Source organism: Kosakonia sacchari SP1 (genome assembly GCF_000300455.3).
Lineage (GTDB): Bacteria > Pseudomonadota > Gammaproteobacteria > Enterobacterales > Enterobacteriaceae > Kosakonia > Kosakonia sacchari.
Genome location: NZ_CP007215.2, coordinates 661,472 through 687,420, shown reverse-complemented (window position 1 = coordinate 687,420; position 25,949 = coordinate 661,472). Strand labels below are relative to the sequence as shown.

The following is a 25,949-nucleotide window of genomic DNA, read 5'->3' as shown; positions in this document are numbered from 1 at the left end:
CTGCAGAGGTGCTACGACTCACGCACGTTGCCAGGTCATGCAATGAGTGCGGTAACAAAACCTCCACAGATGATTATTTTTGTATACATTGATAAATATTATGAATAGCCCGCAACGATTTTGCTCGCGCCGTTTTTTTAGCCGTATTCCCAGGAATTTTCGCAGAAAGAACGGGTGCCAAAGGTAAATTAAAGACGCTTTTTTGCCTGCCAGGAAAAGCCAGAAAACCAAGAGCATTGCATTAATTATAAACCCCCCTGTTTTTCTGACGTAAAAACCTGGTAAGTATTGCTTATGGCGTGAAATTACATTGATAAACAAACCCAATGCGAAATATTCAGCTTTTTTATGTTTTCCGGCATCCCTGCCTGTGCAGCAGCCGCTAAGTGAGATACGTTTTGAACCAATCCAGGGTGCGTTGCCAGGCCAATTCGGCAGCGGCTTTATCGTAGCGCGGCGTCGAATCGTTGTGAAAACCGTGGTTAACGCCGGGATAAATCCACGCTTCATAAACTTTTTGCCTGGCCTTTAACGCCTGCTCATAGGCCGGCCAGCCTTCGTTGATGTTCTTGTCCAGCGCAGCGTAATGCAGCAACAGCGGCGCGTTGATTTTCGCCACGTCCGCTGCCGGAGGTTGCCGACCATAAAAAGGCACCGCGCACGCCAGCTCCGGGTAAGCCACCGCCGCCGCGTTTGACACGCCGCCGCCATAGCAAAAACCAGTGATCCCCACTTTGCCGCTCGCCTGCGGGTGTTTTTGCATAAACTCGATGGCGGCAAAAAAATCATTCATCAGCTTTGTCGGGGCAACTTTCTGCTGCAATGCGCGACCTTCATCATCGTTACCTGGATAGCCGCCCACAGAGCTTAAACCATCCGGTGCCAGCGCTATATAACCCGCTTTGGCGACGCGGCGAGCCACATCTTCGATATACGGGTTTAACCCACGGTTTTCATGTACCACCACCACTGCCGACACTTTGCCCTGCGCTTTTGTCGGTGTGACCAGGTAGCCGCGCACATCGCCGTGCCCGTTCGGCGACGGGTAAGTGATATATTCCGGGTGAATGTCCGGATCGGTGAATTCCACTTGCGTTGCCAGCGCGTAGTTCGGTTTCAACAAGTTGAACAGCGCCAGCGCCGTCATGCCGCCAACCGCATATTTGCCCGCCAGCTGTAAAAATTCACGCTTATTGATCTTGCCGTGCGCGTAGTAGTCGTAGTAATCAAGCAATTCCTGTGGAAAATCTTTCGCCGTTAAACGTGTCATCGGTTATCTCCCTCTTTTTATGTCTCTCTAAGCAAAGCATAGCGCTCCGCTTTTCGCTCAAAAAACATCCAGACACAACCTCATCTTTTGATGTGCAGAAAACAGACGTAAGATAGAAACGTTGTTTCGAATTTTCATCGATAAGATTAAAAAGAAAGGAGACATCATGCCTGGTTTCGCCAACCCGAATCGCTACGAACAGATGCAGTACCGGTACTGCGGCAAAAGCGGCCTACAACTGCCCGCGCTTTCGCTCGGTTTGTGGCACAGTTTTGGTCACGGGCACGCCCTGGACTCACAGCGCGCCTTGCTGCGCAAAGCATTTTCCCTCGGCATTACCCACTTTGATTTAGCCAATAACTACGGGCCGCCAGCAGGCAGCGCGGAGGAGAATTTTGGCCGCTTGTTACGTGAGGATTTTGCCGCATACCGCGACGAGATCATTATCTCCACCAAAGCCGGTTACGATATGTGGCCAGGGCCGTACGGTTCCGGCGGTTCACGCAAGTACCTGCTCGCCAGCCTCGATCAGAGTCTGAAGCGGATGGGCGTTGAGTACGTTGATATCTTTTATTCGCATCGGGTTGATGAAAAAACGCCCATGGAAGAGACGGCATCCGCATTGGCGCAGGCGGTGCAGAGCGGTAAGGCGCTGTATGTCGGCATCTCTTCCTATTCCACCGAGCGCACACAGCAAATGGCGGCGCTGCTGCGCGAATGGAAAATCCCGCTGCTTATCCATCAACCCTCTTACAACTTGCTGAACCGCTGGGTGGATAAAACCGGCCTGCTGGATACGCTGGAAGATAATGGCGTGGGTTGCATTGCCTTTACTCCGCTGGCGCAAGGGCTATTAACCGGCAAATACCTGAACGGTATTCCGGAAGGTTCACGCATGCAGCGTGAAGGCAAAAAAGTGCGTGGCCTGACGGAAAAGATGCTGACAGAGAGCAACCTCAACAGCTTGCGCTTGCTCAATGACATGGCACAACGCCGCGGTCAGTCGATGGCGCAAATGGCGCTGAGCTGGCTGTTAAAAGATGCGCGAGTCACGTCGGTGCTGATTGGCGCAAGCCGTCCGGAACAGATTGAAGAGAACGTTCAGGCACTGAACAACCTGAGTTTCAGCAGTGAGGAGTTAGCGCAGATCGACAAACACATTGCCGATGGTGAGCTGAATCTGTGGCAGGCTTCTTCGGATAAGTAAAAAAGGTAATGCCGGGCGGCAGAACGCGGCCCGGCAATGCACTCAGTGTTGGTGGCGAGTTAATCGGTCCAGGTAGCCCATCACAAAAGCGGAAAGTACAAACGTCAGGTGGATAATCACATACCACATTAGTTTGTTATCCGGGACGTTTTTGGCATCCATAAATACGCGCAGCAGATGAATCGACGAAATGGCGACAATCGACGCCGCCACTTTGTTTTTCAGCGATGTGGCGTCCATTTTGCCAAGCCAGTTCAACTTCTCTTTATGCTCAGCGATATCGAGCTGTGAGACAAAATTTTCATAGCCGGAAAACATCACCATCACCAGCAACCCCCCCACCAGCGTCATATCCACCAGCGACAGCAGCGTCAGGATCAGATCCGCTTCCGCCAGATTGAAGATATTGGGCAGGACGTGAAAAATCTCCTGGAAGAATTTTACCGTCAGCGCAAGCAGGGCGAGAGAGAGGCCGAAGTAAACCGGGGCGAGCAACCAGCGCGAAGCGTACATTGCGTTTTCCAGAAAGCGTTCCATGTTGCGTAAAGTCTCTTCAGATTGCTAAACCGGCGCTCAGTATATCCCAGCCGGGCAAACAATTTGCAACACTAAAGCAACACGGCACTACACCTCTTCGGGGTTGACCCACGGTCGTTGGTTCTCAGGCCACACCAGCACGACCAGCGCCGGATACGCTTCCATACTGAATTCACGAAAACACTGACGCAGGTTGAGCACATCCAGATCCGAATGCGGTACTTTTTCACCATTTACGCAGCGCTTTTTTATATTGTCGTAATACTTATACACCGCTGAATTGAGATCGCTACAGCGACGCTGCGCTTCAAATAACCCAGGCGTACTATTTAATTCAGCCATATTCATGCGCTTAATTGTCGCATGAAGAAAATCTATATATTCATGATTAACGCGCCAGTACCACACTGGAGTAATCGCATTCATTAACGCGGAGAAATGATCTTCCCCTTCCTCTTTTGACAACGGTTGCGGTGGTAAAGGCGGATTGTCAATTTCACTAAGGGGAGCTTTTTTATTGTACTCACGCATCAATAAAAGAACGCCGCCCGTCAGCAGCAATAAAGCAATAACAGAATAAAAAATACTGTTCATGAGCAGGCTCCTTTTTTTTGATTTTAAAAGTGCGCCATGATATTGTCAACGAACCTCACGCCTGAACACCCTCTTCCCTGTTGATATTAAAGGACATTGGAAATGCTTCCCGAGAATCTTGTCCCGGCACGATTTCACATTTCTGCCGTTGAAACCAAGCCTGGAGAAGAAGGAAAAGAGCCTAATTTAACTCAGGGTAAAAGAACACTCGCTGAACATGCTAACGATATATTAGCGAATGCCAGCCGTACCGGGCAGTCGAGAAATATGCTGCTGGAAGAACGCGACCGCCATATAAAAGAGCGGCTATTGCGTGTGGTAAAAATCGAGACTTTCGCGCGTTTACTTAATGATTTACAAGCGGAAGGCGAGATAGATGCCCAAACATTAAGCCAAATAATTGCGGATAAAACTCAGCAAATAAATGAAGCAGGTAATGAGATTTGGCTTAATCTCATTACCCGAGAAAAAGATACACCAATGTTTTATAAGTTCGGGGATGAATAACGTGAAAGAGGTCGATAATAATAACGTTTATTTAGCTTTAGAAGAGAAAAAAAGTGACGAATTTATCTTAAAGCAAAATAAAGAAGCCCTGATATTAAGTAAAAACGAAACTATTCAGCGAATCGCGCGTGAACTGATTTCTATTCCTGCGGCGCTGGTACGCCTGAAATGGCAGAACCGTCGCGAAATCTATCCCCTGCAGGTGAAAGAAGAGATTTATGGCGCCGTCATCGAAGCCATCATCGCGCAAAAACCGGAGCTGCGGGACAAAATCATGGGGCGCCTGGAAGCGAACTATCAGTACATTCTGAGCCGCGAAACCGCGACGTTACGCCTGAGCCGCAAACTAAGCGATGGCGAATATCGTACCTCGAATGTCACAACCGTGGCACTGGAAGAAGAAGCGGCGGCGAAGCAAGCCGCAAACACCAAATAGCCCTTTCCCTCTCCTGCGCTTGTACACCTTCGCCTCAAGATAATCCTGAATTAGTCTGCATTTTCAGCTCAGGCTTCTACCCTTAAGTACTCAACAACCGATATGGAGGGTACGTAATGGCGAATAACCAGACGAAAATGCAGGATCCCACCACGCAGTATTACACTGGCGAATACCCGAAACAGCGGCAACCAACGCCAGGCATACAGTCGAAGATGGATCCCGTTCCCGACTGCGGCGAGAACAGTTATGTCGGTAGCGGGCGGCTAAAAGATCGCAAAGCGCTGGTGACCGGCGGCGATTCCGGCATTGGCCGCGCAGCGGCTATTGCTTATGCGCGCGAAGGCGCAGATGTCGCCATCAACTATTTGCCTGCGGAAGAGGAAGACGCGCAGCAGGTGAAAGCGCAAATCGAAGCCGCCGGGCGCAAAGCGGTGTTAATTCCCGGTGACCTGACCGATGAGTCTTTTGCCCGCTCTTTGCCGCACAAGGCAAAAGAGCAGCTTGGCGGGCTGGATATTCTGGCGCTAGTGGCGGGTAAACAGACTGCCGTGGAAGAGATTGCCAACCTGACGACAGAGCAATTTACCCAAACCTACACCGTTAACGTTTTTGCGCTGTTCTGGATAACCCAGGAAGCCGTGCCGCTGCTGCCAGCGGGCGGGAGCATTATTACCACATCGTCTATTCAGGCATATCAACCGAGTACACATCTGCTGGACTACGCCTCAACCAAGGCGGCAATCCTCAATTACAGCCGGGGACTGGCGAAGCAGGTCGCGGAAAAAGGCATTCGCGTTAATATCGTCGCACCAGGACCAATCTGGACAGCGTTGCAAATTGCCGGGGGTCAGCCGCAGGAGAAACTGCCGCAGTTTGGTCAGCAAACGCCAATGAAGCGTGCCGGGCAGCCTGCGGAACTGGCACCGATTTATGTCTATCTGGCGAGCCAGGAATCAAGCTACGTCACCGCCGAAGTGCATGGCGTGACGGGCGGCGAACATCTTGGATAACAGGCATAAAAAAGCTGGCATCCGCCAGCTTTTTTATTGTGTTCGCGTTACTTCGCTTTCGCGACTTCTTCGCCCACCAGACCGATCTTCAGATATCCCGCCTGATGCAGCGTATCCATCACCTTCATCATCGTTTCGTAATCCACGGTTTTATCCGCGCGAAAGAAGATAGTAGTGTCTTTTTTACCTTCGGTTAGCGTATTCAGCGCGTTAACCATCGTTTCATCGGTAACCTGATCGTTACCAATAAACATGGTGTTATCTGCTTTTACCGACAGATAAACCGGTTTTTCCGGGCGCGGTTGCGGCTGGCTGGTCGATGCCGGCAGGTTAACTTTCACATCAACCGTGGCAAGCGGCGCGGCCACCATAAAGATAATCAGCAGCACTAACATCACGTCGATAAACGGCGTGACGTTGATTTCGTGCATTTCGCCGTTATCGTCCAGGTTTTCATTAAGACGCATTGCCATGACGAATCAACCTACTCGTAATTTTTGCGCGGTGCGAACCGGCTGAGCGTTGCTGGCAGCCAGATCCAGATCGCGGCTTTGCAGCAGCAGAACCTGCGCGGCAACATCGCCGAGGGTCGCTTTATAGCTGCCGATCATACGGGCGAAGATGTTGTAAATCACCACCGCCGGGATAGCAGCAACCAGGCCGATAGCCGTTGCCAGCAGCGCTTCCGCGATGCCCGGCGCGACAACCGCGAGGTTGGTGGTTTGCGTCTGCGCAATACCGATGAAGCTGTTCATGATGCCCCAAACGGTACCAAACAGACCAATAAATGGCGAGATCGCGCCAATCGTTGCCAGATAACCATTCCCGCGCCCCATATGGCGACCGGTGGCGGCAACGCGACGTTCCAGACGAAAACCGGTGCGCTCTTTAATACCTTCGTTATCTTCGCTGCCTGCGGATAACTCCAGTTCGTTCTGGGCTTCGTTGATCAACATTGTGCTCAGGCTACGCGCGTGGAAAGCGGAAGCAATTTCACTCGCCTGATCCAGAGTGCGGGCATCAGCCAACTGCTGCTGCTCACGCTTGAGGCGGCGCTTGTGTGAAATCATCTCAACGCTTTTGCTGAAGAAAAGCGCCCACGTGACGACAGACGCCAGAATCAGGCCGATCATCACCACCTTCACAACGATGTCGGCATGCTGGTACATGCCCCACACGGATAGATCCGTCTGCATCAAATTATTACCCACAGTGTATCTCCGAGACGCAAATCACAAAATCTGTGCGCCATGATATCAAAAAGTCGTCGAATTGATAGTAGTTCTCATTAGTATTTGCAGAGTGCCTGAATTAAAAGTCATTTTCTTTGCGCTTACGCAGTAAACAGACACCATTGAACATTTTCTGGAAAAAATTCACTCACCGGCATAACACTGCGAGGCATCCGCCAACAATCATGGTAGTCTGGACATCCAGACGTATAAAAACAGGTTGAGCGAGAATGACAGCAAAGCATCTTGATACCGCTCTGGTTAACGCAGGGCGCAGCAAAAAATACACGCAAGGGTCGGTGAATAGCGTTATCCAGCGCGCCTCTTCACTGGTATTCGACACCGTTGAAGCCAAAAAACACGCGACGCGTAACCGCGCCAACGGCGAGCTGTTTTACGGCCGTCGCGGCACGCTCACGCACTTTTCGCTGCAAGACGCGATGTGTGAACTGGAAGGCGGCGCGGGCTGCGCGCTTTTCCCCTGTGGCGCTGCGGCGGTGGCAAACACCATCCTGGCATTTGTTGAACAAGGCGATCACGTGTTGATGACCAACACCGCCTATGAACCCAGCCAGGATTTTTGCACCAAAATTCTCGCCAAACTGGGCGTCACCACCAGTTGGTTCGACCCGATGATCGGTTCCAGCATCGTGCGGTTGATTCAGCCGAACACCAAAGTGGTGTTCCTGGAATCGCCCGGCTCAATCACCATGGAAGTCCATGATGTTCCGGCGATTGTGCAGGCGGTGCGAAGCGTTGCGCCAGACGCGATCATCATGATCGACAACACCTGGGCGGCGGGCGTGCTGTTCAAGGCGCTGGAGTTCGATATTGATATCTCGATTCAGGCGGCAACCAAATACCTGATTGGCCACTCCGACGGCATGATCGGTACGGCGGTTTCCAACGCCCGCTGTTGGGAACAACTGCGCGAAAACGCCTATTTGATGGGGCAAATGGTGGATGCCGACACGGCGTATATGACCAGCCGCGGCCTGCGCACGCTGGGCGTTCGTCTGCGTCAGCACCACGAAAGCAGCCTGAAAATTGCCGAATGGCTGGCGGCACATCCGCAGGTGGCGCGCGTGAATCACCCGGCGCTTCCCGGCAGCAAAGGCCACGAGTTCTGGAAACGGGATTTTACTGGCAGCAGCGGCTTGTTCTCGTTTGTGCTGAATAAGCGCTTAAGCAATGAAGAGTTAGCCAACTACCTCGACCATTTCTCGCTGTTCAGCATGGCGTACTCGTGGGGCGGTTATGAATCGTTGATTCTTGCCAACCAGCCGGAACAACTGGCGGCGATTCGCCCGGACGGTGACGTGGATTTCACCGGCACATTAATCCGGGTGCACATTGGTTTAGAGAATGTTGACGATCTGGTTGAGGATTTAGTGGCGGGCTTTCAGCGCATCGTGTAAACCAGGCGTACGGGCGTAAGTATTCAGAAAATTCTCCGTTTCTTGCGCCCCGATCAAGGTGTTTCAGGCGAACTGGAGTACAATAGCCTCCTCTACGCGGTTCCACGGGAAAGTCCATGGCTGTTATTCAAGATATTATTGCTGCGCTCTGGCATCACGACTTTGCTGCGCTGGCAAATCCACATGTTGTGGGTGTTGTTTATTTAGTAATGTTTGCCACCCTCTTTTTAGAAAACGGCCTGCTTCCTGCTTCGTTTTTACCCGGTGACAGTTTACTGCTGCTGGCCGGTGCGCTGATTGCGCGCGGCTGCATGGATTTCGTCGCGACGTTAGCCATCCTCACTTCCGCTGCCAGTCTCGGCTGCTGGCTGAGCTATATCCAGGGCAAGTGGCTTGGGAATACGCGCGTGGTGAAAAGCTGGCTCTCGCAGTTGCCGGTGAAATATCACGAGCGGGCAACTTATATGTTTGACCGCCACGGTCTGCTGGCATTGCTGGCGGGGCGTTTCCTCGCCTTTATCCGCACCCTGCTGCCAACGATGGCGGGCATCTCCGGCCTCTCTAACCGCCGTTTCCAGATATTTAACTGGCTGAGCGGGCTACTGTGGGTCGGCGCGGTGACCTCGCTGGGCTACGCCATTAGCATGATCCCGTTTGTGAAACGCCATGAAGATCAGGTGATGACCTTTCTTATGCTGCTGCCGGTGTTCCTGCTGGTTGTCGGCCTGGTTGGCGCGGTCACGGTAGTGCTGAAGAAAAAGTACTGCAACGCGTAACGCTTTTCCCTCTTCGCCATGAAGAGGGGAAGTCTTACATTCCCTGCATCATGCGAATTCTCGCCACATCTTCTCCCGGCGTCAGACCAAAATAGCGCTTAAACTCACGGCTAAATTGCGACGGGCTTTCATAGCCAACGCGCATGGCCGCCGCCCCGGCTTTCATGCCATCGTGCACCATCAACATCCGCGCTTTGTGCAGGCGGTAGGTTTTCAGGTATTGCAGCGGCGAGGTGCTGGTCACCGATTTAAAGTTATGGTGAAACGCCGAGACGCTCATATTGGCTTCCGCCGCCAGTTGGTCAACGCTGAGATTTTCCGTGTACTGGCTTTCGATACGTTTGAGCACGCGGCTTATCAGGCTGAAGTGCGTCTGGCGGCTGACTAACGCCAGCAGCGCCCCGCCGCGCGGCCCGGTTAGCACGTGGTAAAGCATTTCGCGGATAATCTGTTTGCCGAGAATACGCGCGTCCAGCGGGCGCTCCATCACATCCAGCAAACGCTCAGCGGCACAGAGGATCTCTTCCGATAACACCGCCGAGTTAATGCCGCTTGCCGCCACATCCGGGCGAAAATGCTCATCTTCGCCGATATCCATTAGCAGCTCCTGCAATTGGAGGATATCGACATTCAAACGGATCCCCGCCAGCGGCACTTCCGGCGTGGCGAAGGTTTCACACTCAAACGGCAGCGGCACGGTCAGCAGTAAATATTCATTGGTGTCATAACGAAAGACTCTTTCATTGATATAACCAATTTTGTGCCCGGAAAAGAGAAAAACGATGCCAGGCTGGTACATCACCGGTGTACGGGTTCCCGGCTGAGTGCCGTACAGCAAGCGGATATCCGGCAGCAGTGCATTGAGCCTATTTTCATTCACTTTCAATCGCTTAATCTTTTCAGTGAGCTGCAGGCAAATCTCTTCACGCTTCATTTCTCGCCACTCCGGCAGGCTATTTCGACCCGTACAGTGTGCAAACTTTTGTGCTTTTTCTCCAGTCACAAGGAGAAACAGGCAAGACATCGGCAGGAATGTGCATTGAGAGCGCGCCAGCCCGCGCCCACAATAATTGCCATTGGGCAAATCACCGCCACACTCTTTTTTCACCTCAATAAGAAGGGAACGAGCAATGAACAATTTTAATCTGCATACCCCGACCCGCATCCTGTTCGGCAAAGGTGCCATTGCCAATCTGCGTGAGCAAATCCCGACTGGCGCACGTGTGCTGATCACCTACGGTGGCGGCAGCGTGAAGAAAAACGGCGTGCTCGACCAGGTTTACAGCGCGCTGCAAGGGCTGGATGTGCGTGAATTCAGCGGCATCGAACCGAACCCGACCTACGAAACGCTGATGAAAGCGGTACAGGTCGTTAAAGACGAAAACATCACCTTCCTGCTGGCGGTCGGCGGCGGTTCCGTGCTGGACGGCACTAAGTTTATCGCCGCGGCGGCTCATTATGCTGATGGCATTGATCCGTGGCATATCCTGCAAACGCGCGGTGGCGAAATTAAAAGCGCGCTCCCCATGGGTTCCGTGCTGACGCTGCCGGCGACCGGTTCCGAGTCCAACGCAGGCGCAGTGGTGTCACGTAAAGCGACTGGCGACAAACAAGCGTTCCACTCCCCGTTCGTTCAGCCGGTCTTCGCGGTGCTGGACCCGGTCTACACCTATACCCTGCCGCCACGCCAGGTGGCGAATGGCGTGGTTGACGCCTTTGTTCATACCGTTGAGCAGTACGTCACTTATCCGGTCGATGGCAAAATCCAGGATCGCTTTGCCGAAGGCATTCTGCTGACGCTGATTGAAGAAGGCCCGAAAGCGTTGCAGGAGCCGGAAAACTACGACGTCCGTGCCAACGTGATGTGGGCGGCGACACAAGCCCTGAATGGTCTGATTGGTGCGGGTGTGCCGCAGGATTGGGCCACGCACATGCTGGGTCATGAACTGACGGCGATGCATGGTCTTGATCACGCCCAGACGCTGGCTGTGGTTCTGCCTGCGCTGTGGAATGAGAAACGCGATACCAAACGCGAAAAACTGCTGCAATACGCAGAGCGCGTCTGGAACATCAAAGAAGGTTCTGAGAACGAGCGTATCGACGCGGCGATTGAAGCCACGCGCAACTTCTTCGAGCAGATGGGCGTTCCGACCCGCCTTTCAGGTTATGGCCTGGATGGCAGTTCTATTCCGGCGCTGCTGGCGAAACTGGAAGAGCATGGCATGACAAAACTGGGCGAACGCCAGGATATCACGCTCGATGTGAGCCGTCGTATTTACGAAGCGGCACGCTAAGGTCTCATTGCCCCGCCTTCCGTTTTTGGGTTTTTCGACCACACTTAATGCACATCACCTTACCGGGCTCGTCCCGGTAAGCTTATTCAAAGGAGAAATGCATGACACATCCAACCGTGATTAAGCTTTCTGACGGCAACCTGATGCCGCAACTGGGTCTTGGCGTGTGGAAAGCGAGCAACGAGGAAGTGATAACCGCTATCCAAAAGGCGCTGGAGGTGGGATATCGCTCCATTGATACCGCCGCCGCCTATAAGAACGAAGAGGGCGTTGGCAAAGCCTTAGCCAGCGCAGGCGTACCGCGTGAGGAGTTGTTTATCACCACCAAGCTGTGGAATGACGATCAAAAACATCCCGCCGAAGCGCTGAAAACCAGCCTGAAAAAGCTACAACTGGATTACGTCGATCTCTATCTGATGCACTGGCCGGTTCCGGCTATCGATCATTACGTTGAGGCCTGGCAAAGTATGATCGAGCTGCAAAAACAGGGGCTGGTAAAAAGTATCGGCGTGTGTAATTTCGAGATCCACCATCTGCAAAAGATCATTGATGAAACCAGCGTGATCCCGGTCATCAACCAAATCGAACTGCACCCGTTGATGCAACAACGCCAACTGCATGCCTGGAACGCGACGCATAAAATCCAGACCGAGTCCTGGAGCCCGCTGGCACAGGGAGGCGAAGGGGTGTTTGATCAGAAAATTATTCGCGATCTGGCAGATAAATACGGCAAAACGCCTGCTCAAGTGGTGATCCGCTGGCACCTTGATAGTGGCCTGGTGGTGATCCCGAAATCGGTCACCCCGGCGCGTATCGCCGAGAACTTTAACGTCTGGGATTTCCGCCTGGATAAAGACGAGCTGGCGGAGATCGCCAAACTGGATGCCGGTAAACGGCTGGGCCCGGATCCAGATCAGTTCGGGGGTTAAGTTTTAAGGCTCATGCCAGATATCTGAACCCAATCTATATGACGCATTTGAAGTATCGTTCCGTTCACTTACAGTTTTATAGTTTCAGAAAGCACACATACAGTGAACGGGATAAGGGGGGCACCGCGCCCCCCTTATCAATCCCTGCGGCCCCGCGGAAAATCGGTGCTTCGCACTACGCTCTCCTCCCGAGTATCTGACTGCGGTCGGCTCGACTCGACATCCTGCCTCGGTTCGCCTCTGGTCGCCTTCCCTGCCGTCCAGACCTGTCATTTACTCTTCGGTTCGCCGATTTCAGCGGGAACATACCCATCGCAGCACGATCAATCTCAAAAAAACAGACGTGTAAATGCGAGAAAGAACTCAATATCCAACCTCCATAAACAAAAATCCCTGCATCTCGCCGGGATTTTTATGTGCTTAACGCACGCGTGAGGCTTTTTTCTTCGCTGGCGCAGCGGCGATGTTTTTGCCGTTGCTGCGCTGATGCACAATCGGCGTGTGCTTGGTTAATGCCGGGCGCGACTGGCGATTCTGGCGACGCGCTTCGCGCATTTCATCAAGCGTCGGCGCTGGCACCAGGCATTCACGGCGTGAACCAATCAGGTGCTTTTTGCCCATCGCTTCCAGCGCCTGGCGCAGCAGCGGCCAGTTAGCCGGATCGTGATAACGCAGCAGCGCTTTATGCAGGCGGCGCTGTTTATCCCCTTTCGGCACCACCACCTCTTCGCTCTTGTAATCGATCTTCGACAGCGGGTTTTTCCCGGTGTAATACATGGTCGTCGAGTTAGCCAGCGGTGACGGGTAGAAGTTCTGCACCTGATCTAAGCGGAAACGGTGACGCTTGAGCCACAGCGCCAGGTTCACCATATCTTCATCGCGCGTACCGGGGTGCGCGGAGATAAAGTACGGGATCAGATACTGCTCTTTACCCGCCTCTTTAGAATAGGTGTCGAACAGCTGTTTAAAGCGGTCGTAGCTGCCCATTCCCGGTTTCATCATTTTCGACAGCGGCCCCTCTTCGGTATGCTCCGGGGCAATCTTCAGATAACCACCGACGTGGTGCGTCGCAAGTTCTTTCACATAGCGCGGATCTTCCACCGCCAGATCGTAACGCACGCCTGAAGCGATCAGGATCTTCTTGATACCTTTCAGATCGCGGGCGCGACGATAGAGATCGATCGTTGGCTGGTGGTTGGTGTCCATGTGCGGACAGATATCCGGATAAACACAGGAGAGACGACGACACGTCTGTTCAGCGCGCGGTGATTTACAGCGCAACATATACATGTTGGCGGTTGGGCCGCCAAGATCGGAGATAACGCCGGTAAAACCGGGCACCGTGTCACGAATCGCTTCGATCTCGTTGATGATCGAGTCTTCGGAGCGGCTCTGGATAATGCGCCCTTCATGCTCAGTGATCGAGCAGAAAGAACAGCCACCAAAGCAGCCGCGCATGATGTTAATCGAGAAGCGGATCATCTCGTAGGCCGGAATACGGCTGTTACCGTACGCCGGGTGCGGCACGCGCTTGTAAGGCAGCGCAAAAACGCTGTCCATCTCCTCGGTCGACAGCGGGATCGCCGGAGGATTAATCCAGATATAACGATCGCCATGCTTTTGCAGCAGCGCACGGGCGCAACCGGGGTTCGTTTCGTGGTGCAGAATGCGTGACGCGTGCGCGTAGAGCACTTTATCAGCTTTCACCTTCTCAAAAGAAGGCAGCAGCACGTAGGTTTTTTCCCACGGTTTCGGGCGCGGCGGCTGAACGGTAACGCGTTTTGCTTCCTGCGCTTTTGGCTCAACCGGTTTGTTATCGGCGCACGGCAGATCGTCGCCGTAAGGATGCGGAATCGGATCGATTTTGCCCGGCGTATCAAGACGCGTGGAATCCACACCGCTCCAGCCCGGCAGCGCTTCTTTGACAATGATCGCGGTGTTACGCACGTCGCGGATTTCACCGATTGGTTCACCGGCAGCGAGGCGGTGCGCCACTTCCACCAGCGGGCGCTCGCCGTTGCCGAACATTAGCATGTCAGCTTTGGCATCGATCAGCACCGATCGGCGCACCGTATCAGACCAGTAATCATAATGCGCGGTACGGCGCAGACTGGCTTCGATACCGCCGAGGATCACCGGCACATCTTTCCACGCCTCTTTACAGCGCTGGGTATAAACCAGCGTCGCGCGATCCGGGCGTTTACCGGCGACGTTATCCGGCGTGTAGGCATCGTCATGGCGCAGCTTACGATCGGCGGTGTAGCGGTTGATCATCGAGTCCATGTTGCCGGCGGTCACGCCGAAAAACAGGTTCGGTTTACCGAGACGCATAAAGTCGTCTTTGCTGTTCCAGTCCGGCTGGGCGATGATGCCAACGCGAAAGCCCTGTGCTTCCAGCATACGGCCGCAAATGGCCATGCCGAAACTCGGGTGGTCGACATAGGCATCGCCCGTCACCAGAATGATGTCGCAGCTATCCCAGCCAAGTTGATCCATCTCTTCGCGCGACATCGGCAAAAACGGCGCGGGGCCGAAGCAGGCCGCCCAGTACTGGGGCCATGAGAAAAGGTCACGATCCGGTTGGATCAGGGATATTGCGCTCATCTTGCTTCCAAAAGTGGTAAAAAAATCATCAAAGGGCGGCGATTATACGCCGTAAACTTGCACGAAATGAAGGAGGATTTTGTCAAGGCCTGATAAGCGCGTAGCCACCAGGCCAGGTCAGTTATGGCGCGGGGTTCACCAGCAGTTGCCCCACAGAACCACGATCGGCCATTTCCAGCGTCTGGCTTTGATACAGGAACGGGAAATGCGGCCACGAAGGCTGACCAAACCAAACCAGCAGCTCCACTTGACCGTCAATCCAGACCGTGTCTTTCCAGCCCCGGTCTTCCGGGAAAGGCATCGCGCCATTCACATTGCGCACCTGGAACATCACGCCTTCCATATGGAACGATTGCGGCATCTCCGCACGCACCGTCCAGCGCTCCCAGGTGCCCTGCTGGGCGGTAATATCGATACGCTGCGTATCCCACAGCTGGCCGTTAATGCCCGGATCGCTACCCAGGGTAATATCGCGGTTGCGGGTTGGCGTACCGGCCTGAATATCGGACGGTAACAGGCGCATCGGCAACGTGTCGGTGACCAGCGGCAGCAGGCCGGTCGGTCGCAGCGTCAACACCAGCGTGGAGATCAAAATGCTCGACGGTTCAAAGAAGCCGCGCAGGCGATCCATTATGCTCGCCGCTTCACCGCAGGTGATCGACACTTCATCGCCGTTGGTCATATCCACCAGCACTTCGCGCCGCTCGCCCGGTGCCAGAGAAAGCTGCTTAACCGAGACTGGCGCAGGCAAAAAACCCTGATCGCCGGCAATGACATGCAGTGCGCGACCATCGCTCATTTGCAATTGATAACGGCGGGAGTTTGAAGCGTTTAACAGACGCAGACGCACCCAGCCGCGAGAGACTTCGACATACGGACTTTGCGCACCGTTGACCATCAGCGTATCACCGACAAATCCCCCGCTGCCCGGCTCGCTGTATTCCGGCGTGCCGAAATTATCCAGCCGTTTATCCTGAATAATGACCGGGAAATCATCTACGCCGTAGTGCTTAGGGATCGGCAGCGTTTTGCTAATCTCATCTTCAACCAGCCACATCCCGGCGAGGCCGTTATACACCTGCTGCGCGGTGCGGTTCGGCGTATTGGCGTGATACCACAACGTCCCCGCGCTCTGGCGGATCGGCAGTACCGGCGCCCAGTCGTTATTGGCGGTCATCATGCGCGCCGCGCCGCCGATAAGCGGGCCTGGCACCTGCAATCCGCTCACGGTCATCGCCACGTTTTCCGCCAGCCGGTTGCTGTAAATCAGCTTAACGTCATCGCCATTCCAGACGCGGATTGTCGGTCCGAGATAGCGCCCGTTGATGCCGGAAACCTGCGCCCTTGTGCCGGTGGCAAACGACCAGTGCGCGCGTTGTAAGGTCATAAACAGCGGCTGGCCGCGCCGGGATTCCAGCAGCGGAGGAATGGGCAGCGGCGGTTGCGGCCCGGCAGCATTTGCCCTCAGCGGCACCGCGCCTGCACAAAGCGCAACCCCGGATGCCTGAAGAAACTGACGCCGACTGAGTGACATATTTGCTCCGTGTAAAACTGACTCAATGCGCCGGAGGTTTTCTCTCCTGCGGTGTTGCGAAATAAAACAGATTAAACCCGGCCGGTTGCTTCGCGTTCTGCAACTTCTTTATCGAGCTCTGCAATTTTGGCCGCCATCAGTTCGCGACAGTGCGTCGCCAGCTGGCGTACCTGATCTTTACCAAATTGCGAAACATCGACCGGCGGCAACATCTCGACAATTACCAGCCCGTTGCGCAGACGGTTGAGATTAACTTTGTTCGCGTTGTTGGAAACACAAACAGGAATGATCGGAACACCGGCGGCAATCGCCGCATGAAACGCGCCGGTTTTAAACGGCAGCAAACCGCGACCGCGGCTGCGGGTGCCCTCCGGGAACATCCAGATGGAAATATTGCGTTTCTGGATCTGTTTCACCACTTCGGCAATGGTGCCGTGAGCTTTTGCGCGGTTATCGCGATCGATGAGCAGATTGCCGGTCAGCCAGTAAAGCTGACCGAAGAATGGCACCCACAGCAGGCTTTTCTTACCGACGGTAACCGTTGGCGGCAGCACAATGCTGGAGGCGGTCACCATATCGTAGTTGCTCTGGTGGTTCGCAATATAGATAGCGTTACCGAACTTTTCCGCGCCTGGCGGCAGACGGGTTTCGACTTTCAAACCAAAGACCGGCGCAAGGCGACCGAACATATGACCGAAGGTGGCAACATGTTTAGGATTACGCGGACTGAGTAAACAATAGAGAGAGCCGAATACGCACACCAGAATGGAGTAGATGACGACAATAATGACGCGAAAAATGAATAGCATAACAAACCTCTGAAGCCCATACCTTTGAGCATTATATACACGCCAGCACCATCACGCTGAAACCGGCTGTGTCGCCGTCGACCCGCAACGGGCCTGGGCTATTTTTTTAAAGGCCGCAGTAGGGTGTGCGGCCTTTAAAAAAACGTATTGTTAATCGCAATGCACGAATTAACAACGCTTTTACGGGAAATTTTCTCAGAAAGATCTCCCCACCGGGAAGGTGGGGAGCCTGGCGGCGAAGATTACTCTTCGCTGTCGCCCGCGCCCTGGCGGGAAGGCGCGTCAATCTCGACGCGATCAATTTTTTGCAGGCCGCGCATCAGCGTACCGCGACGCCCGCGCTCACCCTGCACTTTTTGCAGCTCTTCCGGGCGCAGTTTGATTTTGCGTTTACCCACGTGGATGGTCAGCGTGCTTTGTGGCGGCAGCAAATAGAGATGCGCAAGGCTATCTGCGCCAGTCGCCGCATCAGCGGAAGGGATACCGATAATCTTGTTGCCTTTACCTTTCGACAATTGCGGCAGCTCGCTGACCGGGAACATCAACATACGGCCTGCGGCGGTGATCGCCAGCAGCATGTCGCTGTCGTTCTCGATCTCCAGCGGCGGCATTACTTTGGCGTTTTCCGGCAGGCTGATCAGGGTTTTACCGGCACGGTTACGCGCCACTAAATCATTGAAGGTACAAACGAAGCCATAACCCGCATCGGACGCCATCAGCAGTTTTTGATCCTCGTTGCTCATCATCATATGCTCAACGGTCGCCCCCGGCGGCAGTGTCAGCTTACCGGTTAACGGCTCGCCCTGACCGCGTGCGGAAGGCAGCGTAATCGGATCTATAGCGTAGCTGCGCCCGGTGCTATCAATAAACACCACCGGTTGGTTGCTTTTGCCTTTCACGGAAGACTTCCAACTATCGCCCGCTTTGTAGCTCAGCCCCTGCGCGTCAATATCGTGGCCTTTGGCGCTACGCACCCAGCCCATTTGCGACAGCACAATGGTCACCGGTTCAGACGGCTGCATATCGTGCTCGTTCATCGCTTTCGCTTCTTCACGCTCGTGCAGCGGTGAACGGCGATCATCGCCAAATGCGTCGGCATCGGCTTGCAGCTCTTTTTTCAGCAAGTTATTCATCTTGCGCTCAGAGGCCAGGATTGCCTGCAGCTGATCGCGCTCTTTTGCAAGATCGTCCTGCTCGCCGCGGATCTTCATCTCTTCCAGTTTGGCGAGATGGCGCAATTTTAACTCAAGGATCGCTTCTGCCTGCGTTTCGCTGATCCCGAAGCGCGACATCAGCGCCGGTTTCGGTTCATCTTCCGTCCGGATGATTTCGATCACTTCGTCGATATTAAGAAACGCCACCAGCAAACCTTCAAGGATATGCAGGCGTTTGAGCACTTTCTCCAGCCGGTGATTCAGGCGACGACGCACGGTATCGCGGCGAAACGCCAGCCACTCGGTGAGGATCTCCAGCAGGTTTTTCACCGCCGGGCGGCCATCCAGGCCGATCATGTTCAGGTTGATGCGGTAGCTTTTTTCCAGATCGGTAGTGGCGAACAGGTGGTTCATCACCTGCTCCATATCCACGCGATTGGAGCGCGGCACGATCACCAGACGCGTCGGGTTTTCATGATCCGACTCGTCACGCAAATCATCGACCATCGGCAGCTTTTTATTGCGCATCTGGCTGGCGATTTGCTCCAGCACGCGCGCGCCAGATACCTGGTGCGGCAGCGCGGTAATAACTACTGCGCCATCCTCTTTTTTCCACACCGCACGCATACGCACCGAACCGCGACCGTTCTGGTAGATTTTGCGGATTTCAGCGCGGGAGGTGATGATTTCCGCTTCGGTTGGATAGTCTGGCCCCTGCACGATATCCAGCAGCTCATCAAGCGTGGTTTTCGGTTGTTCAATCAGGGTAATCGCCGCGTTGGCCACTTCGCGCAGGTTATGCGGCGGAATATCTGTTGCCATACCGACTGCAATACCGGTCGTACCGTTGAGCAGGATGTTCGGCAGGCGCGCAGGCAGCATTTTCGGCTCCTGCATCGTGCCGTCGAAGTTCGGCACCCAGTCAACGGTGCCTTGGCCCAGCTCGCTCAGCAGCAGTTCGGCGTATTTGGACAGACGGGATTCGGTGTAACGCATCGCAGCGAACGATTTCGGATCGTCCGGCGCCCCCCAGTTACCCTGGCCGTCGACCAGCGGGTAACGGTAAGAGAACGGCTGCGCCATCAACACCATCGCTTCATAGCAGGCGCTGTCGCCGTGCGGATGGTATTTACCCAGCACGTCGCCCACGGTACGGGCGGATTTTTTGAACTTCGCGCTGGCGTTCAGCCCCAGTTCTGACATTGCGTAAACGATGCGACGCTGAACGGGTTTCAGGCCATCACCGATAAACGGCAACGCCCTGTCCATGATGACGTACATGGAGTAGTTCAGGTATGCGTTTTCCGTAAATTCATGCAGCGCAAGGCGCTCTGCCATATCGCTCATTAATCGTGATTCCTCAACGTATGCGCCCGCCTGTGCGGCGGCAATATTGCCGCAGATACTACCTTATCTGCGGCGAGGAGTCATAGCGATGAGCGATTTTTTCGCGCGCGTTTAGCGCTTACTGAGTGACTTTGCGGATCTCTTTGACATCGATTTCGACTGAATTCCAGTCTTTATCGACTTCGCCCTGGATCTCTACCGTATCTTGTGGCCCAACGGTCACGCCGTTCCAGCGCTTGTGGTTAATATCGACATTGATGGTGCTGGTCGAATCTTTGAACAGATAGGTATCATCAGAGATGCGCTCGACAATATTACCGCGCAGCGTCACCCAGGCGTCGTCGCGCAGTGATTTCGCGCTTTCAACGGTTGCTTTGCTGCCGTTCGGCCCGGTAAAACCGCCGCTTTGCGAGGTTACGCCCGGTCCGGTAAAGCCGCCAGGATTCGCCGCGAAAACGGGGGCGGAACAGAGTGTGAGAACAGCGACAAGTGCAGCAATCTTTTTCATGTTTTATCTCCCTTACGATGGTTAACGTCCATTTAACCCGTCACTCCTTAACGACTTCTTAACGGGAAAAAAGATTTATTTCCGCTGTACATTGTCGACCAGCAACGGTTTTACTGCCAATAACATGGAGTAAAAGGAGGCAAAATGCGCATTTTACTGGTGGAAGATGACACGCTCATCGGTGACGGTTTAAAAGCCGGGCTGGGGAAAAAAGGCTTCAGCGTCGACTGGTTTACCGATGGCAAACAAGGCAAGGCAGCCCTGTTTAGCGCGCCGTATGATGCGGTGATCCTCGACTTAACGCTGCCCGGCATCGACGGGCTGGATATTCTGCGCGACTGGCGCGAAAAAAAACGTACGGAACCAGTGTTGATCCTCACCGCGCGCGATGCCATCGACCAGCGCGTTGAGGGGTTGCGCCTCGGCGCAGATGATTATCTGTGCAAACCCTTTGCGCTGGTTGAAGTGGCGGCCAGGCTCGAAGTGCTTATTCGCCGCCGCCACGGGCAGACGCAAAGCCTGCTGCGCCACGGCAATATTACGCTCGATCCCGGCAATCGGGTCGCCACGCTTGACGGCGAAACGCTGGTGCTAAAACCGAAAGAGTTCGCCCTGCTGGAGCTGCTACTGCGCAATGCCGGGCGCGTTTTGCCGCGTAAATTAATCGAAGAGAAACTTTATACCTGGGATGACGACGTCACCAGCAACGCGGTGGAAGTGCATGTCCACCATTTACGCCGCAAGCTCGGTACAGCGTCTATCCGCACCGTTCATGGCATCGGTTATACCCTGGGAGACACATGAAACTGACCCGTCCGCTGAGTTTACGCCTGCGCCTGACGATGCTCTTTTTGCTGCTGTCGATGGTCGCCTGGCTCAGCGCCAGTCTCGCTGCCTGGCAGCAAACCCGCGATAAACTCGACAAACTGTTTGATACCCAGCAAATGCTGTTCGCCAAACGGCTCAGCGTGATGGAGTTTGAGCCGCTGAAAAACGCCGCGCCGTCGCTCGGTAAAAAGAAGATCAAACACGGTCATCTGGATGATGATGCGCTGGCTTTCGCTATCTATTCGACCGACGGCAACATGCTGCTGAACGACGGCGAAAACGGCAAAGCGATCCCTTACAACTACCGGCGGGAAGGGTTTGCTAATGGGCAGCTACGTGATGATGACGACCAATGGCGTTTTCTGTGGCTTACTGCGCCGAACGGGAAATTCCGTGTGGTAGTCGGCCAGGAGTGGGATTATCGCCACGAGATGGCGCTGGAGATTATCACCTCGCAGCTCACGCCGTGGCTTATCGCCCTGCCGCTGATGCTGGTGCTATTGATCGTGTTGCTGAGCCTTGAATTGCGACCGCTGAAAAAACTGGCGCAGGCACTACGCTCACGGGCGCCGGATCGTGCCGATCCGCTCAGTTGCGAAGGTGTTCCCAATGAAGTGCGCCCGTTAGTGGATGCGCTGAACCAGCTCTTTGATCGTACGCAGAGCATGATGCAGCGTGAACGGCGATTCACTTCCGATGCCGCCCATGAGTTACGCAGCCCGCTGGCGGCGCTGAAAGTGCAAACCGAGGTTGCGCAGCTTTCCGATGACGATCCCGCCGCACAGCAAAAGGCTCTCGCCCAGTTGCATGTCGGAATCGATCGCGCCACGCGTCTGGTGGATCAATTACTCACCCTTTCCAGGCTCGACTCTCTGAGCAACCTTGATGATGTGGAAGAGGTTTCGCTGGCTTCCCTGCTGCAATCCGCAGTGATGGAGATTTACCCTACCGCGCAGCAAGCCAGTATCGATATACGCCTGCATCTCAATGCTCCAGCGGTCAGCCGCCAGGCGCAACCGCTTTTGCTGAGTTTGCTGGTGCGTAACCTGCTGGATAATGCCATTCGCTACAGCCCGCCGGGCAGTGTGGTCGATGTGACGCTGGACGCTACTGAATTCAGCATTCGCGATAATGGCCCCGGGATTGATGATGTGGCGCTGGCGCGCATTGGCGAACGTTTTTACCGCCCGCCGGGGCAAACGCAAACTGGCAGTGGTCTGGGACTATCGATTGTGCAACGCATTGCCCGCCTGCATCACATGCGCGTCGCGTTTGGCAATCATCCGCAAGGCGGGTTTATTGCGCGGATAAGCTGGTAGCGGCGTTTATTGCAGCTTAAGCAAAAGTCTTTGCACGTTTTGCCAATTTTTCCGCACCGTTGATGCGGTTAAAATCGCCGTCAAACGCATTTAACCGAGGATTTCCCTGTGAGCAATATCTTAATTATCAACGGTGCGAAGAAATTCGCGCACTCCAATGGCCAACTGAATGACACCCTGACCGAGGTCGCGGAAAGTTTTCTGCGCGACGCCGGGCATGATGTTAAAACCGTACGTACCGACGGCGATTACGACATCAAAGCGGAAGTGGAAAACTTTCTATGGGCCGACACCATTATCTGGCAGATGCCAGGCTGGTGGATGGGTGCACCGTGGACAGTAAAAAAATATATGGACGATGTGTTTACTGAAGGCCACGGTTCACTGTACGCCAGCGACGGTCGCACGCGTTCTGACGCTTCGAAAAAATACGGTTCTGGCGGCCTGATTCAGGGCAAAACCTATATGCTGTCGCTGACCTGGAACGCACCAATGGACGCGTTTACGGATGAAGAGCAGTTCTTCCACGGCGTGGGCGTTGACGGGGTTTACCTGCCGTTCCACAAAGCGAACCAGTTCCTGGGTATGGACGCGCTGCCGACCTTTATCGTGAATGACGTGATTAAAATGCCGGATGTGCCGCGCTATATCGCAGAATATCGCAAGCATCTGAGTGAGATTTTTGCTTAACTGTGAAGCTGGACTTATAGGGAGTAGGTTAATCATGTTGACAGTAATTGCAGAAATCCGTACCCGTCCAGGACAGCATCACCGCCAGGCGGTACTCGATGAATTCGCGAAGATTGTACCGGTCGTGTTGCAGGAAGCGGGTTGCCACGGCTACGCACCGCTGGTCGATCATGCGGCTAACGTAAGTTTTCAGGCGACTGCGCCGGACTCCATCATGATGGTGGAACAGTGGGAAAGCGTCGCACATCTTGAAGCGCACCTGCAAACACCGCATATGAAAGCCTGGAGTGAAGCAGTAAAAGGCGACGTGCTTGAGACGCATATCCGCATCCTGGAAGCGGGTCTCTAAGCGTTTGTCCCTCTCCGTTTACAGAGAGGGACACTGCTTTTACCAGTAGAGTTTCCAGCTCTGCGAAAAGCGCATCAGCGCTTCCACATAGAAGTAATCCCCCCAGCTACAGCACTCATCCACGCCTTTATTGCTCGCCAGGTGATACACGGAATGTTTCAGCAACCCGGTGGTCGCTTCGTTTTTTCCCGCCAGATAGTGCTTATTAAGCGATGACATTATGCGCATTGCCCACTGCTGGTAGCGTTCTCTGTCCGGATCGGTAACGGGCAGATGTTTCACCAGCTCCAGTAACCCGCAGACGGCAATCGCCGCCGATGACGAATCGCGCAGCGCATCGGTGCCGACCAGTGCCAGATCCCAGTGGCACACCGCATCTTCCGGCAAGCGGTTGAGAAAGTAGTTCGCCAGCCGTTTCGACAGCGCCACCATCTCTTGATCGCCAGTGTAGATAAAGCTCAGCAGAAAACCGTAAATCCCCCACGCCTGCCCGCGCGACCAGCAGGAATCATCCGCGTAGCCCTGCTGCGTATTGCCGTAACGCGGCGCACCGGTGTTGATATCCATATAGTAGGTGTGAAACGTGGAGGCATCTTCGCGAATCAGGTATTTCGCCGCCTGCCGCACATGGGCTTGCGCCGCATCAGCAAAGCGCCGATCCCCGGTCTGTTCTGTCGCCCAGTAGAGCAGCGGCAGGTTCATATTGCAGTCGATGATCATCCGCCCGGCTTGTTCAGGATCGCGCAGATCGCCCCACGCCTGGATAATCTGCGCCTTGTGGTGGAAGCGCTCCAGCAGCGCTTCTGCCGCCAGCAGGGCGAAAGCGCGCGCATCACGATTGCCAGTCAGCCGCCAGCTTGCCACGCACGAAAGCGTATATAAGAAGCCGAGATCGTGAGTGTTAGTGTCGCTGCGCCCGGCAATGCGCAGGCCGAACGAGCGCACATGGCGCTCTGCCAGTGCGCGGAACTGCTCATCACCACTCATTTCCCACGCCAGCCAAAGCTGCCCGGTCCAGAAACTGGTAGTCCACTCAACATTGTCGGTTAACGGGTAATAACCCTGCACACAGGTTTCGGCGGGAAAGTGTTCTCCGAATTCCGTTAAATGACGGCGAATCAGTTCAAGGGTATGGCTACGTGAAGAATCAAGTTCATCTTTAAATACCTGCGCATCCACAGGTGCGCCGGGATAATCACGTAACGTTTCCTCAACGATTTTACTTAACATATTTCGGTTCCTTTTTGGTGCATAATTTAAAATAGCCGTTAATGCGCTAGTTATTTCCCGCGATATCCAGTGTGCTCTGCTGACGCCATTTACTTTGGCAGGCCGATAACGTAAACAGGGAAATTAATGTGAAGGTCAATGCCACGCAGCCCATAATAATATAGGTATTTTCAAAACCGATACGGTCATACAAAATACCGGCCGGGGAAGAGACCACAACGTTACCGACATATAACATGGCCTGGTAGCCTAATAAATACATGGTGGCATTAACGCGTTTATCGAAATGTTCAGCAATATATTTAAATACCGATACCAGCAGCAGACAAATCTCAAGACCGTATAACGGTTTTAATACTGAAATAAGCAGATGCGATTCGCACAGCCCGGAAATAATCAACCGCGCGCCCACCACCAGCCCGACAATCAATAATCCGCGTTTCGCGCCGATGAAATTCACAAACAGCGGGATCACCATATACATGACGAATTCCATGCCGGACTGCACCGTGCCCAGGTAACCAAACACGGCGTTGCCCTGATGAACGTCATCAAAGAAGGTGACGAAATAGCGGGAGAACTGCTGCTCGGCGATAAACATCATCCACGCCACACCGGCAACGTACAGACAAAATGCCCAGAACTTACGGTTACGCAACAGGGCGTAGACATCTGCCGGGGCGATTTTCTCCTTGGTCAGCACCTCGCTGGCGTTGGCGGCATTAACGTTCACTTTCAGGCTCAGCAGCACCGCCAGCATAATAAGCGACGCGACCGATCCCATGATGAAGTTATACGCCGGAGAGAGGTTAAACAGCAGGCCGGAGAACGAGGACGCTACCGCCCAACCGAGCGAGCCCCACATCCTGATTTGGCCAAACTCCATGCCGTTTAAACGGCTGTAGCGGTCGGTATAAGATTCGCAGGCGGCGACACCCGCATACCAGGCAAAACTTAAATAGATAGCCCCGACAATAATGCCCAGTAGAGTATTTGAAATTAATAACGGCTGGTAAACATAGATAAAAAAGGGTGCCATTAATGCCGACATCAGCACCACAAAATAGAGCAAATATTTGCTCATGCCGATTTTATCCAGAATATAACCATAAATGGGTTTTAAAATAACGGAAAAGATCCCATTAATAGCAAACACCGTACCAATAACCGTGCCGCTAAGATTGGCTTTTTGTCCTAACCAGATAGCCAGCAGACCTATACTGGCAGACCAGGTAAAAAAATAGAGAAAGATGAAGCTACTGATTTTGTAATATTCGGCTTTATTATTTATCGCGATCTTTTCCATACTATCCTCGACGAAAGCATGTAGGGTTCAGAGTTTATAGCCCGGCCGTAGCCGGGAA

Annotated in this window: 25 protein-coding genes; 12 read left to right on the top strand and 13 right to left on the bottom strand. The window is 53.9% G+C overall.

The genetic code is table 11. The features are described from left to right. Positions 1-382: 382 nt before the first annotated feature. Positions 383-1,270, bottom strand: coding sequence for a YghX family hydrolase (gene yghX / locus C813_RS26310; protein ID WP_017457488.1), 888 nt, complete (start codon positions 1,268-1,270; stop codon positions 383-385). Positions 1,271-1,436: 166 nt separating this feature from the next. Here yghX and C813_RS26305 point away from each other — a divergent pair, with 166 nt between their 5' ends. Next, positions 1,437-2,477 (top strand): aldo/keto reductase, encoded by a 1,041-nt coding sequence (locus tag C813_RS26305; RefSeq protein ID WP_017457487.1) that lies wholly within the window; start codon positions 1,437-1,439, stop codon positions 2,475-2,477. A gap of 42 nt (positions 2,478-2,519) precedes the next feature. Here C813_RS26305 and C813_RS26300 read toward each other — a convergent pair whose 3' ends face one another. Both C813_RS26300 and C813_RS26295 read right to left on the bottom strand, forming a co-directional pair. Further along, complete coding sequence (locus C813_RS26300) at positions 2,520-3,014, bottom strand: TIGR00645 family protein (protein ID WP_017457486.1); 495 nt, start codon at positions 3,012-3,014, stop codon at positions 2,520-2,522. An 87-nt stretch (positions 3,015-3,101) separates the two neighbouring features. Continuing rightward, complete coding sequence (locus C813_RS26295; RefSeq protein ID WP_017457485.1) at positions 3,102-3,608, bottom strand: ESA_00282 family adhesion-associated protein; 507 nt, start codon at positions 3,606-3,608, stop codon at positions 3,102-3,104. A 102-nt stretch (positions 3,609-3,710) separates the two neighbouring features. On the opposite strand from C813_RS26295, the gene C813_RS26290 reads away from it, so the two are divergent. From C813_RS26290 to C813_RS26280, 3 genes are all read left to right on the top strand, one after another. Beyond that, positions 3,711-4,115, top strand: a complete 405-nt coding sequence (locus tag C813_RS26290) for a hypothetical protein (protein ID WP_017457484.1) — start codon at positions 3,711-3,713, stop codon at positions 4,113-4,115. Next, positions 4,108-4,551 (top strand): hypothetical protein, encoded by a 444-nt coding sequence (locus tag C813_RS26285; protein WP_017457483.1) that lies wholly within the window; start codon positions 4,108-4,110, stop codon positions 4,549-4,551. The genes C813_RS26290 and C813_RS26285 overlap by 8 nt, the downstream gene beginning before the upstream one ends. A gap of 116 nt (positions 4,552-4,667) precedes the next feature. Then, positions 4,668-5,564, top strand: a complete 897-nt coding sequence (locus tag C813_RS26280; protein WP_017457482.1) for an SDR family oxidoreductase — start codon at positions 4,668-4,670, stop codon at positions 5,562-5,564. 47 nt (positions 5,565-5,611) lie between these two features. Here C813_RS26280 and exbD read toward each other — a convergent pair whose 3' ends face one another. Further along, positions 5,612-6,037 (bottom strand): TonB system transport protein ExbD, encoded by a 426-nt coding sequence (exbD, locus tag C813_RS26275; RefSeq protein WP_017457481.1) that lies wholly within the window; start codon positions 6,035-6,037, stop codon positions 5,612-5,614. A gap of 6 nt (positions 6,038-6,043) precedes the next feature. Then, positions 6,044-6,775, bottom strand: coding sequence for a tol-pal system-associated acyl-CoA thioesterase (exbB, locus tag C813_RS26270; protein WP_017457480.1), 732 nt, complete (start codon positions 6,773-6,775; stop codon positions 6,044-6,046). 251 nt (positions 6,776-7,026) lie between these two features. On the opposite strand from exbB, the gene metC reads away from it, so the two are divergent. Together metC and C813_RS26260 are read left to right on the top strand one after the other, a co-directional pair. Beyond that, on the top strand, positions 7,027-8,214 hold the full coding sequence (metC, locus tag C813_RS26265) for a cystathionine beta-lyase (RefSeq protein ID WP_017457479.1): 1,188 nt from the start codon (positions 7,027-7,029) through the stop codon (positions 8,212-8,214). Between the two features lie 116 nt (positions 8,215-8,330). After that, complete coding sequence (locus tag C813_RS26260) at positions 8,331-8,990, top strand: DedA family protein (RefSeq protein ID WP_017457478.1); 660 nt, start codon at positions 8,331-8,333, stop codon at positions 8,988-8,990. A 34-nt stretch (positions 8,991-9,024) separates the two neighbouring features. On the opposite strand, the gene C813_RS26255 is transcribed toward C813_RS26260, so the two are convergent. Further along, positions 9,025-9,924 carry an AraC family transcriptional regulator gene (locus C813_RS26255; RefSeq protein WP_017457477.1) on the bottom strand — a complete coding sequence of 300 codons (900 nt, stop codon included), beginning with the start codon at positions 9,922-9,924 and terminating at the stop codon, positions 9,025-9,027. Positions 9,925-10,120: 196 nt separating this feature from the next. Here C813_RS26255 and yqhD point away from each other — a divergent pair, with 196 nt between their 5' ends. After that, positions 10,121-11,284 (top strand): alcohol dehydrogenase, encoded by a 1,164-nt coding sequence (yqhD, locus tag C813_RS26250; protein ID WP_017457476.1) that lies wholly within the window; start codon positions 10,121-10,123, stop codon positions 11,282-11,284. A 101-nt stretch (positions 11,285-11,385) separates the two neighbouring features. Next, entirely contained in the window at positions 11,386-12,213 is an 828-nt protein-coding gene (dkgA, locus tag C813_RS26245) for a 2,5-didehydrogluconate reductase DkgA (protein WP_017457475.1), read from the top strand. 420 nt (positions 12,214-12,633) lie between these two features. On the opposite strand, the gene C813_RS26240 is transcribed toward dkgA, so the two are convergent. The 5 genes from C813_RS26240 to C813_RS26220 form a co-directional block, all read right to left on the bottom strand. Further along, positions 12,634-14,817, bottom strand: a complete 2,184-nt coding sequence (locus tag C813_RS26240) for a YgiQ family radical SAM protein (protein ID WP_017457474.1) — start codon at positions 14,815-14,817, stop codon at positions 12,634-12,636. Positions 14,818-14,938: 121 nt separating this feature from the next. Further along, positions 14,939-16,351, bottom strand: coding sequence for a cell division protein FtsP (ftsP, locus tag C813_RS26235; protein ID WP_017457473.1), 1,413 nt, complete (start codon positions 16,349-16,351; stop codon positions 14,939-14,941). Between the two features lie 71 nt (positions 16,352-16,422). Then, positions 16,423-17,160, bottom strand: coding sequence for a 1-acylglycerol-3-phosphate O-acyltransferase (gene plsC / locus C813_RS26230; RefSeq protein WP_017457472.1), 738 nt, complete (start codon positions 17,158-17,160; stop codon positions 16,423-16,425). A gap of 242 nt (positions 17,161-17,402) precedes the next feature. Then, a complete protein-coding gene (parC, locus tag C813_RS26225; RefSeq protein WP_017457471.1) occupies positions 17,403-19,661 on the bottom strand; it encodes a DNA topoisomerase IV subunit A in 2,259 nt (752 codons plus the stop codon). A 118-nt stretch (positions 19,662-19,779) separates the two neighbouring features. Then, positions 19,780-20,169, bottom strand: a complete 390-nt coding sequence (locus C813_RS26220; RefSeq protein ID WP_017457470.1) for a YgiW/YdeI family stress tolerance OB fold protein — start codon at positions 20,167-20,169, stop codon at positions 19,780-19,782. A gap of 144 nt (positions 20,170-20,313) precedes the next feature. Between C813_RS26220 and qseB the strand changes: the two genes are divergently transcribed. From qseB to C813_RS26200, 4 genes are all read left to right on the top strand, one after another. Continuing rightward, positions 20,314-20,973 carry a quorum sensing response regulator transcription factor QseB gene (gene qseB / locus C813_RS26215; protein ID WP_017457469.1) on the top strand — a complete coding sequence of 220 codons (660 nt, stop codon included), beginning with the start codon at positions 20,314-20,316 and terminating at the stop codon, positions 20,971-20,973. Beyond that, positions 20,970-22,316 (top strand): quorum sensing histidine kinase QseC, encoded by a 1,347-nt coding sequence (gene qseC, locus C813_RS26210; protein ID WP_017457468.1) that lies wholly within the window; start codon positions 20,970-20,972, stop codon positions 22,314-22,316. The genes qseB and qseC overlap by 4 nt, the downstream gene beginning before the upstream one ends. A gap of 108 nt (positions 22,317-22,424) precedes the next feature. Next, positions 22,425-23,006, top strand: coding sequence for an NAD(P)H-dependent oxidoreductase (locus C813_RS26205; protein WP_017457467.1), 582 nt, complete (start codon positions 22,425-22,427; stop codon positions 23,004-23,006). A 34-nt stretch (positions 23,007-23,040) separates the two neighbouring features. Further along, positions 23,041-23,355, top strand: a complete 315-nt coding sequence (locus C813_RS26200; RefSeq protein ID WP_017457466.1) for a putative quinol monooxygenase — start codon at positions 23,041-23,043, stop codon at positions 23,353-23,355. A 39-nt stretch (positions 23,356-23,394) separates the two neighbouring features. Here C813_RS26200 and C813_RS26195 read toward each other — a convergent pair whose 3' ends face one another. Together C813_RS26195 and C813_RS26190 are read right to left on the bottom strand one after the other, a co-directional pair. Continuing rightward, positions 23,395-24,585, bottom strand: a complete 1,191-nt coding sequence (locus tag C813_RS26195) for a glycoside hydrolase family 88 protein (protein ID WP_017457465.1) — start codon at positions 24,583-24,585, stop codon at positions 23,395-23,397. 46 nt (positions 24,586-24,631) lie between these two features. Further along, entirely contained in the window at positions 24,632-25,891 is a 1,260-nt protein-coding gene (locus tag C813_RS26190) for an oligosaccharide MFS transporter (protein WP_017457464.1), read from the bottom strand. Positions 25,892-25,949: the final 58 nt, after the last annotated feature.

Bases quoted from the DNA above. Each gene is read 5' to 3' on its own strand.
- C813_RS26255 (WP_017457477.1), bottom strand. From the start codon at position 9,924: ATGAAGCGTGAAGAGATTTGCCTGCAGCTCACTGAAAAGATTAAGCGA.
- exbD (WP_017457481.1), bottom strand. From the start codon at position 6,037: ATGGCAATGCGTCTTAATGAAAACCTGGACGATAACGGCGAAATGCAC.
- C813_RS26220 (WP_017457470.1), bottom strand. From the start codon at position 20,169: ATGAAAAAGATTGCTGCACTTGTCGCTGTTCTCACACTCTGTTCCGCC.
- dkgA (WP_017457475.1), top strand. From the start codon at position 11,386: ATGACACATCCAACCGTGATTAAGCTTTCTGACGGCAACCTGATGCCG.
- C813_RS26195 (WP_017457465.1), bottom strand. From the start codon at position 24,585: ATGTTAAGTAAAATCGTTGAGGAAACGTTACGTGATTATCCCGGCGCA.
- metC (WP_017457479.1), top strand. From the start codon at position 7,027: ATGACAGCAAAGCATCTTGATACCGCTCTGGTTAACGCAGGGCGCAGC.
- parC (WP_017457471.1), bottom strand. From the start codon at position 19,661: ATGAGCGATATGGCAGAGCGCCTTGCGCTGCATGAATTTACGGAAAAC.
- C813_RS26260 (WP_017457478.1), top strand. From the start codon at position 8,331: ATGGCTGTTATTCAAGATATTATTGCTGCGCTCTGGCATCACGACTTT.
- qseC (WP_017457468.1), top strand. From the start codon at position 20,970: ATGAAACTGACCCGTCCGCTGAGTTTACGCCTGCGCCTGACGATGCTC.
- qseB (WP_017457469.1), top strand. From the start codon at position 20,314: ATGCGCATTTTACTGGTGGAAGATGACACGCTCATCGGTGACGGTTTA.
- yqhD (WP_017457476.1), top strand. From the start codon at position 10,121: ATGAACAATTTTAATCTGCATACCCCGACCCGCATCCTGTTCGGCAAA.
- C813_RS26190 (WP_017457464.1), bottom strand. From the start codon at position 25,891: ATGGAAAAGATCGCGATAAATAATAAAGCCGAATATTACAAAATCAGT.
- yghX (WP_017457488.1), bottom strand. From the start codon at position 1,270: ATGACACGTTTAACGGCGAAAGATTTTCCACAGGAATTGCTTGATTAC.
- plsC (WP_017457472.1), bottom strand. From the start codon at position 17,160: ATGCTATTCATTTTTCGCGTCATTATTGTCGTCATCTACTCCATTCTG.
- C813_RS26300 (WP_017457486.1), bottom strand. From the start codon at position 3,014: ATGGAACGCTTTCTGGAAAACGCAATGTACGCTTCGCGCTGGTTGCTC.
- C813_RS26240 (WP_017457474.1), bottom strand. From the start codon at position 14,817: ATGAGCGCAATATCCCTGATCCAACCGGATCGTGACCTTTTCTCATGG.
- ftsP (WP_017457473.1), bottom strand. From the start codon at position 16,351: ATGTCACTCAGTCGGCGTCAGTTTCTTCAGGCATCCGGGGTTGCGCTT.
- C813_RS26200 (WP_017457466.1), top strand. From the start codon at position 23,041: ATGTTGACAGTAATTGCAGAAATCCGTACCCGTCCAGGACAGCATCAC.
- C813_RS26285 (WP_017457483.1), top strand. From the start codon at position 4,108: ATGAATAACGTGAAAGAGGTCGATAATAATAACGTTTATTTAGCTTTA.
- C813_RS26280 (WP_017457482.1), top strand. From the start codon at position 4,668: ATGGCGAATAACCAGACGAAAATGCAGGATCCCACCACGCAGTATTAC.
- C813_RS26295 (WP_017457485.1), bottom strand. From the start codon at position 3,608: ATGAACAGTATTTTTTATTCTGTTATTGCTTTATTGCTGCTGACGGGC.
- C813_RS26305 (WP_017457487.1), top strand. From the start codon at position 1,437: ATGCCTGGTTTCGCCAACCCGAATCGCTACGAACAGATGCAGTACCGG.
- C813_RS26290 (WP_017457484.1), top strand. From the start codon at position 3,711: ATGCTTCCCGAGAATCTTGTCCCGGCACGATTTCACATTTCTGCCGTT.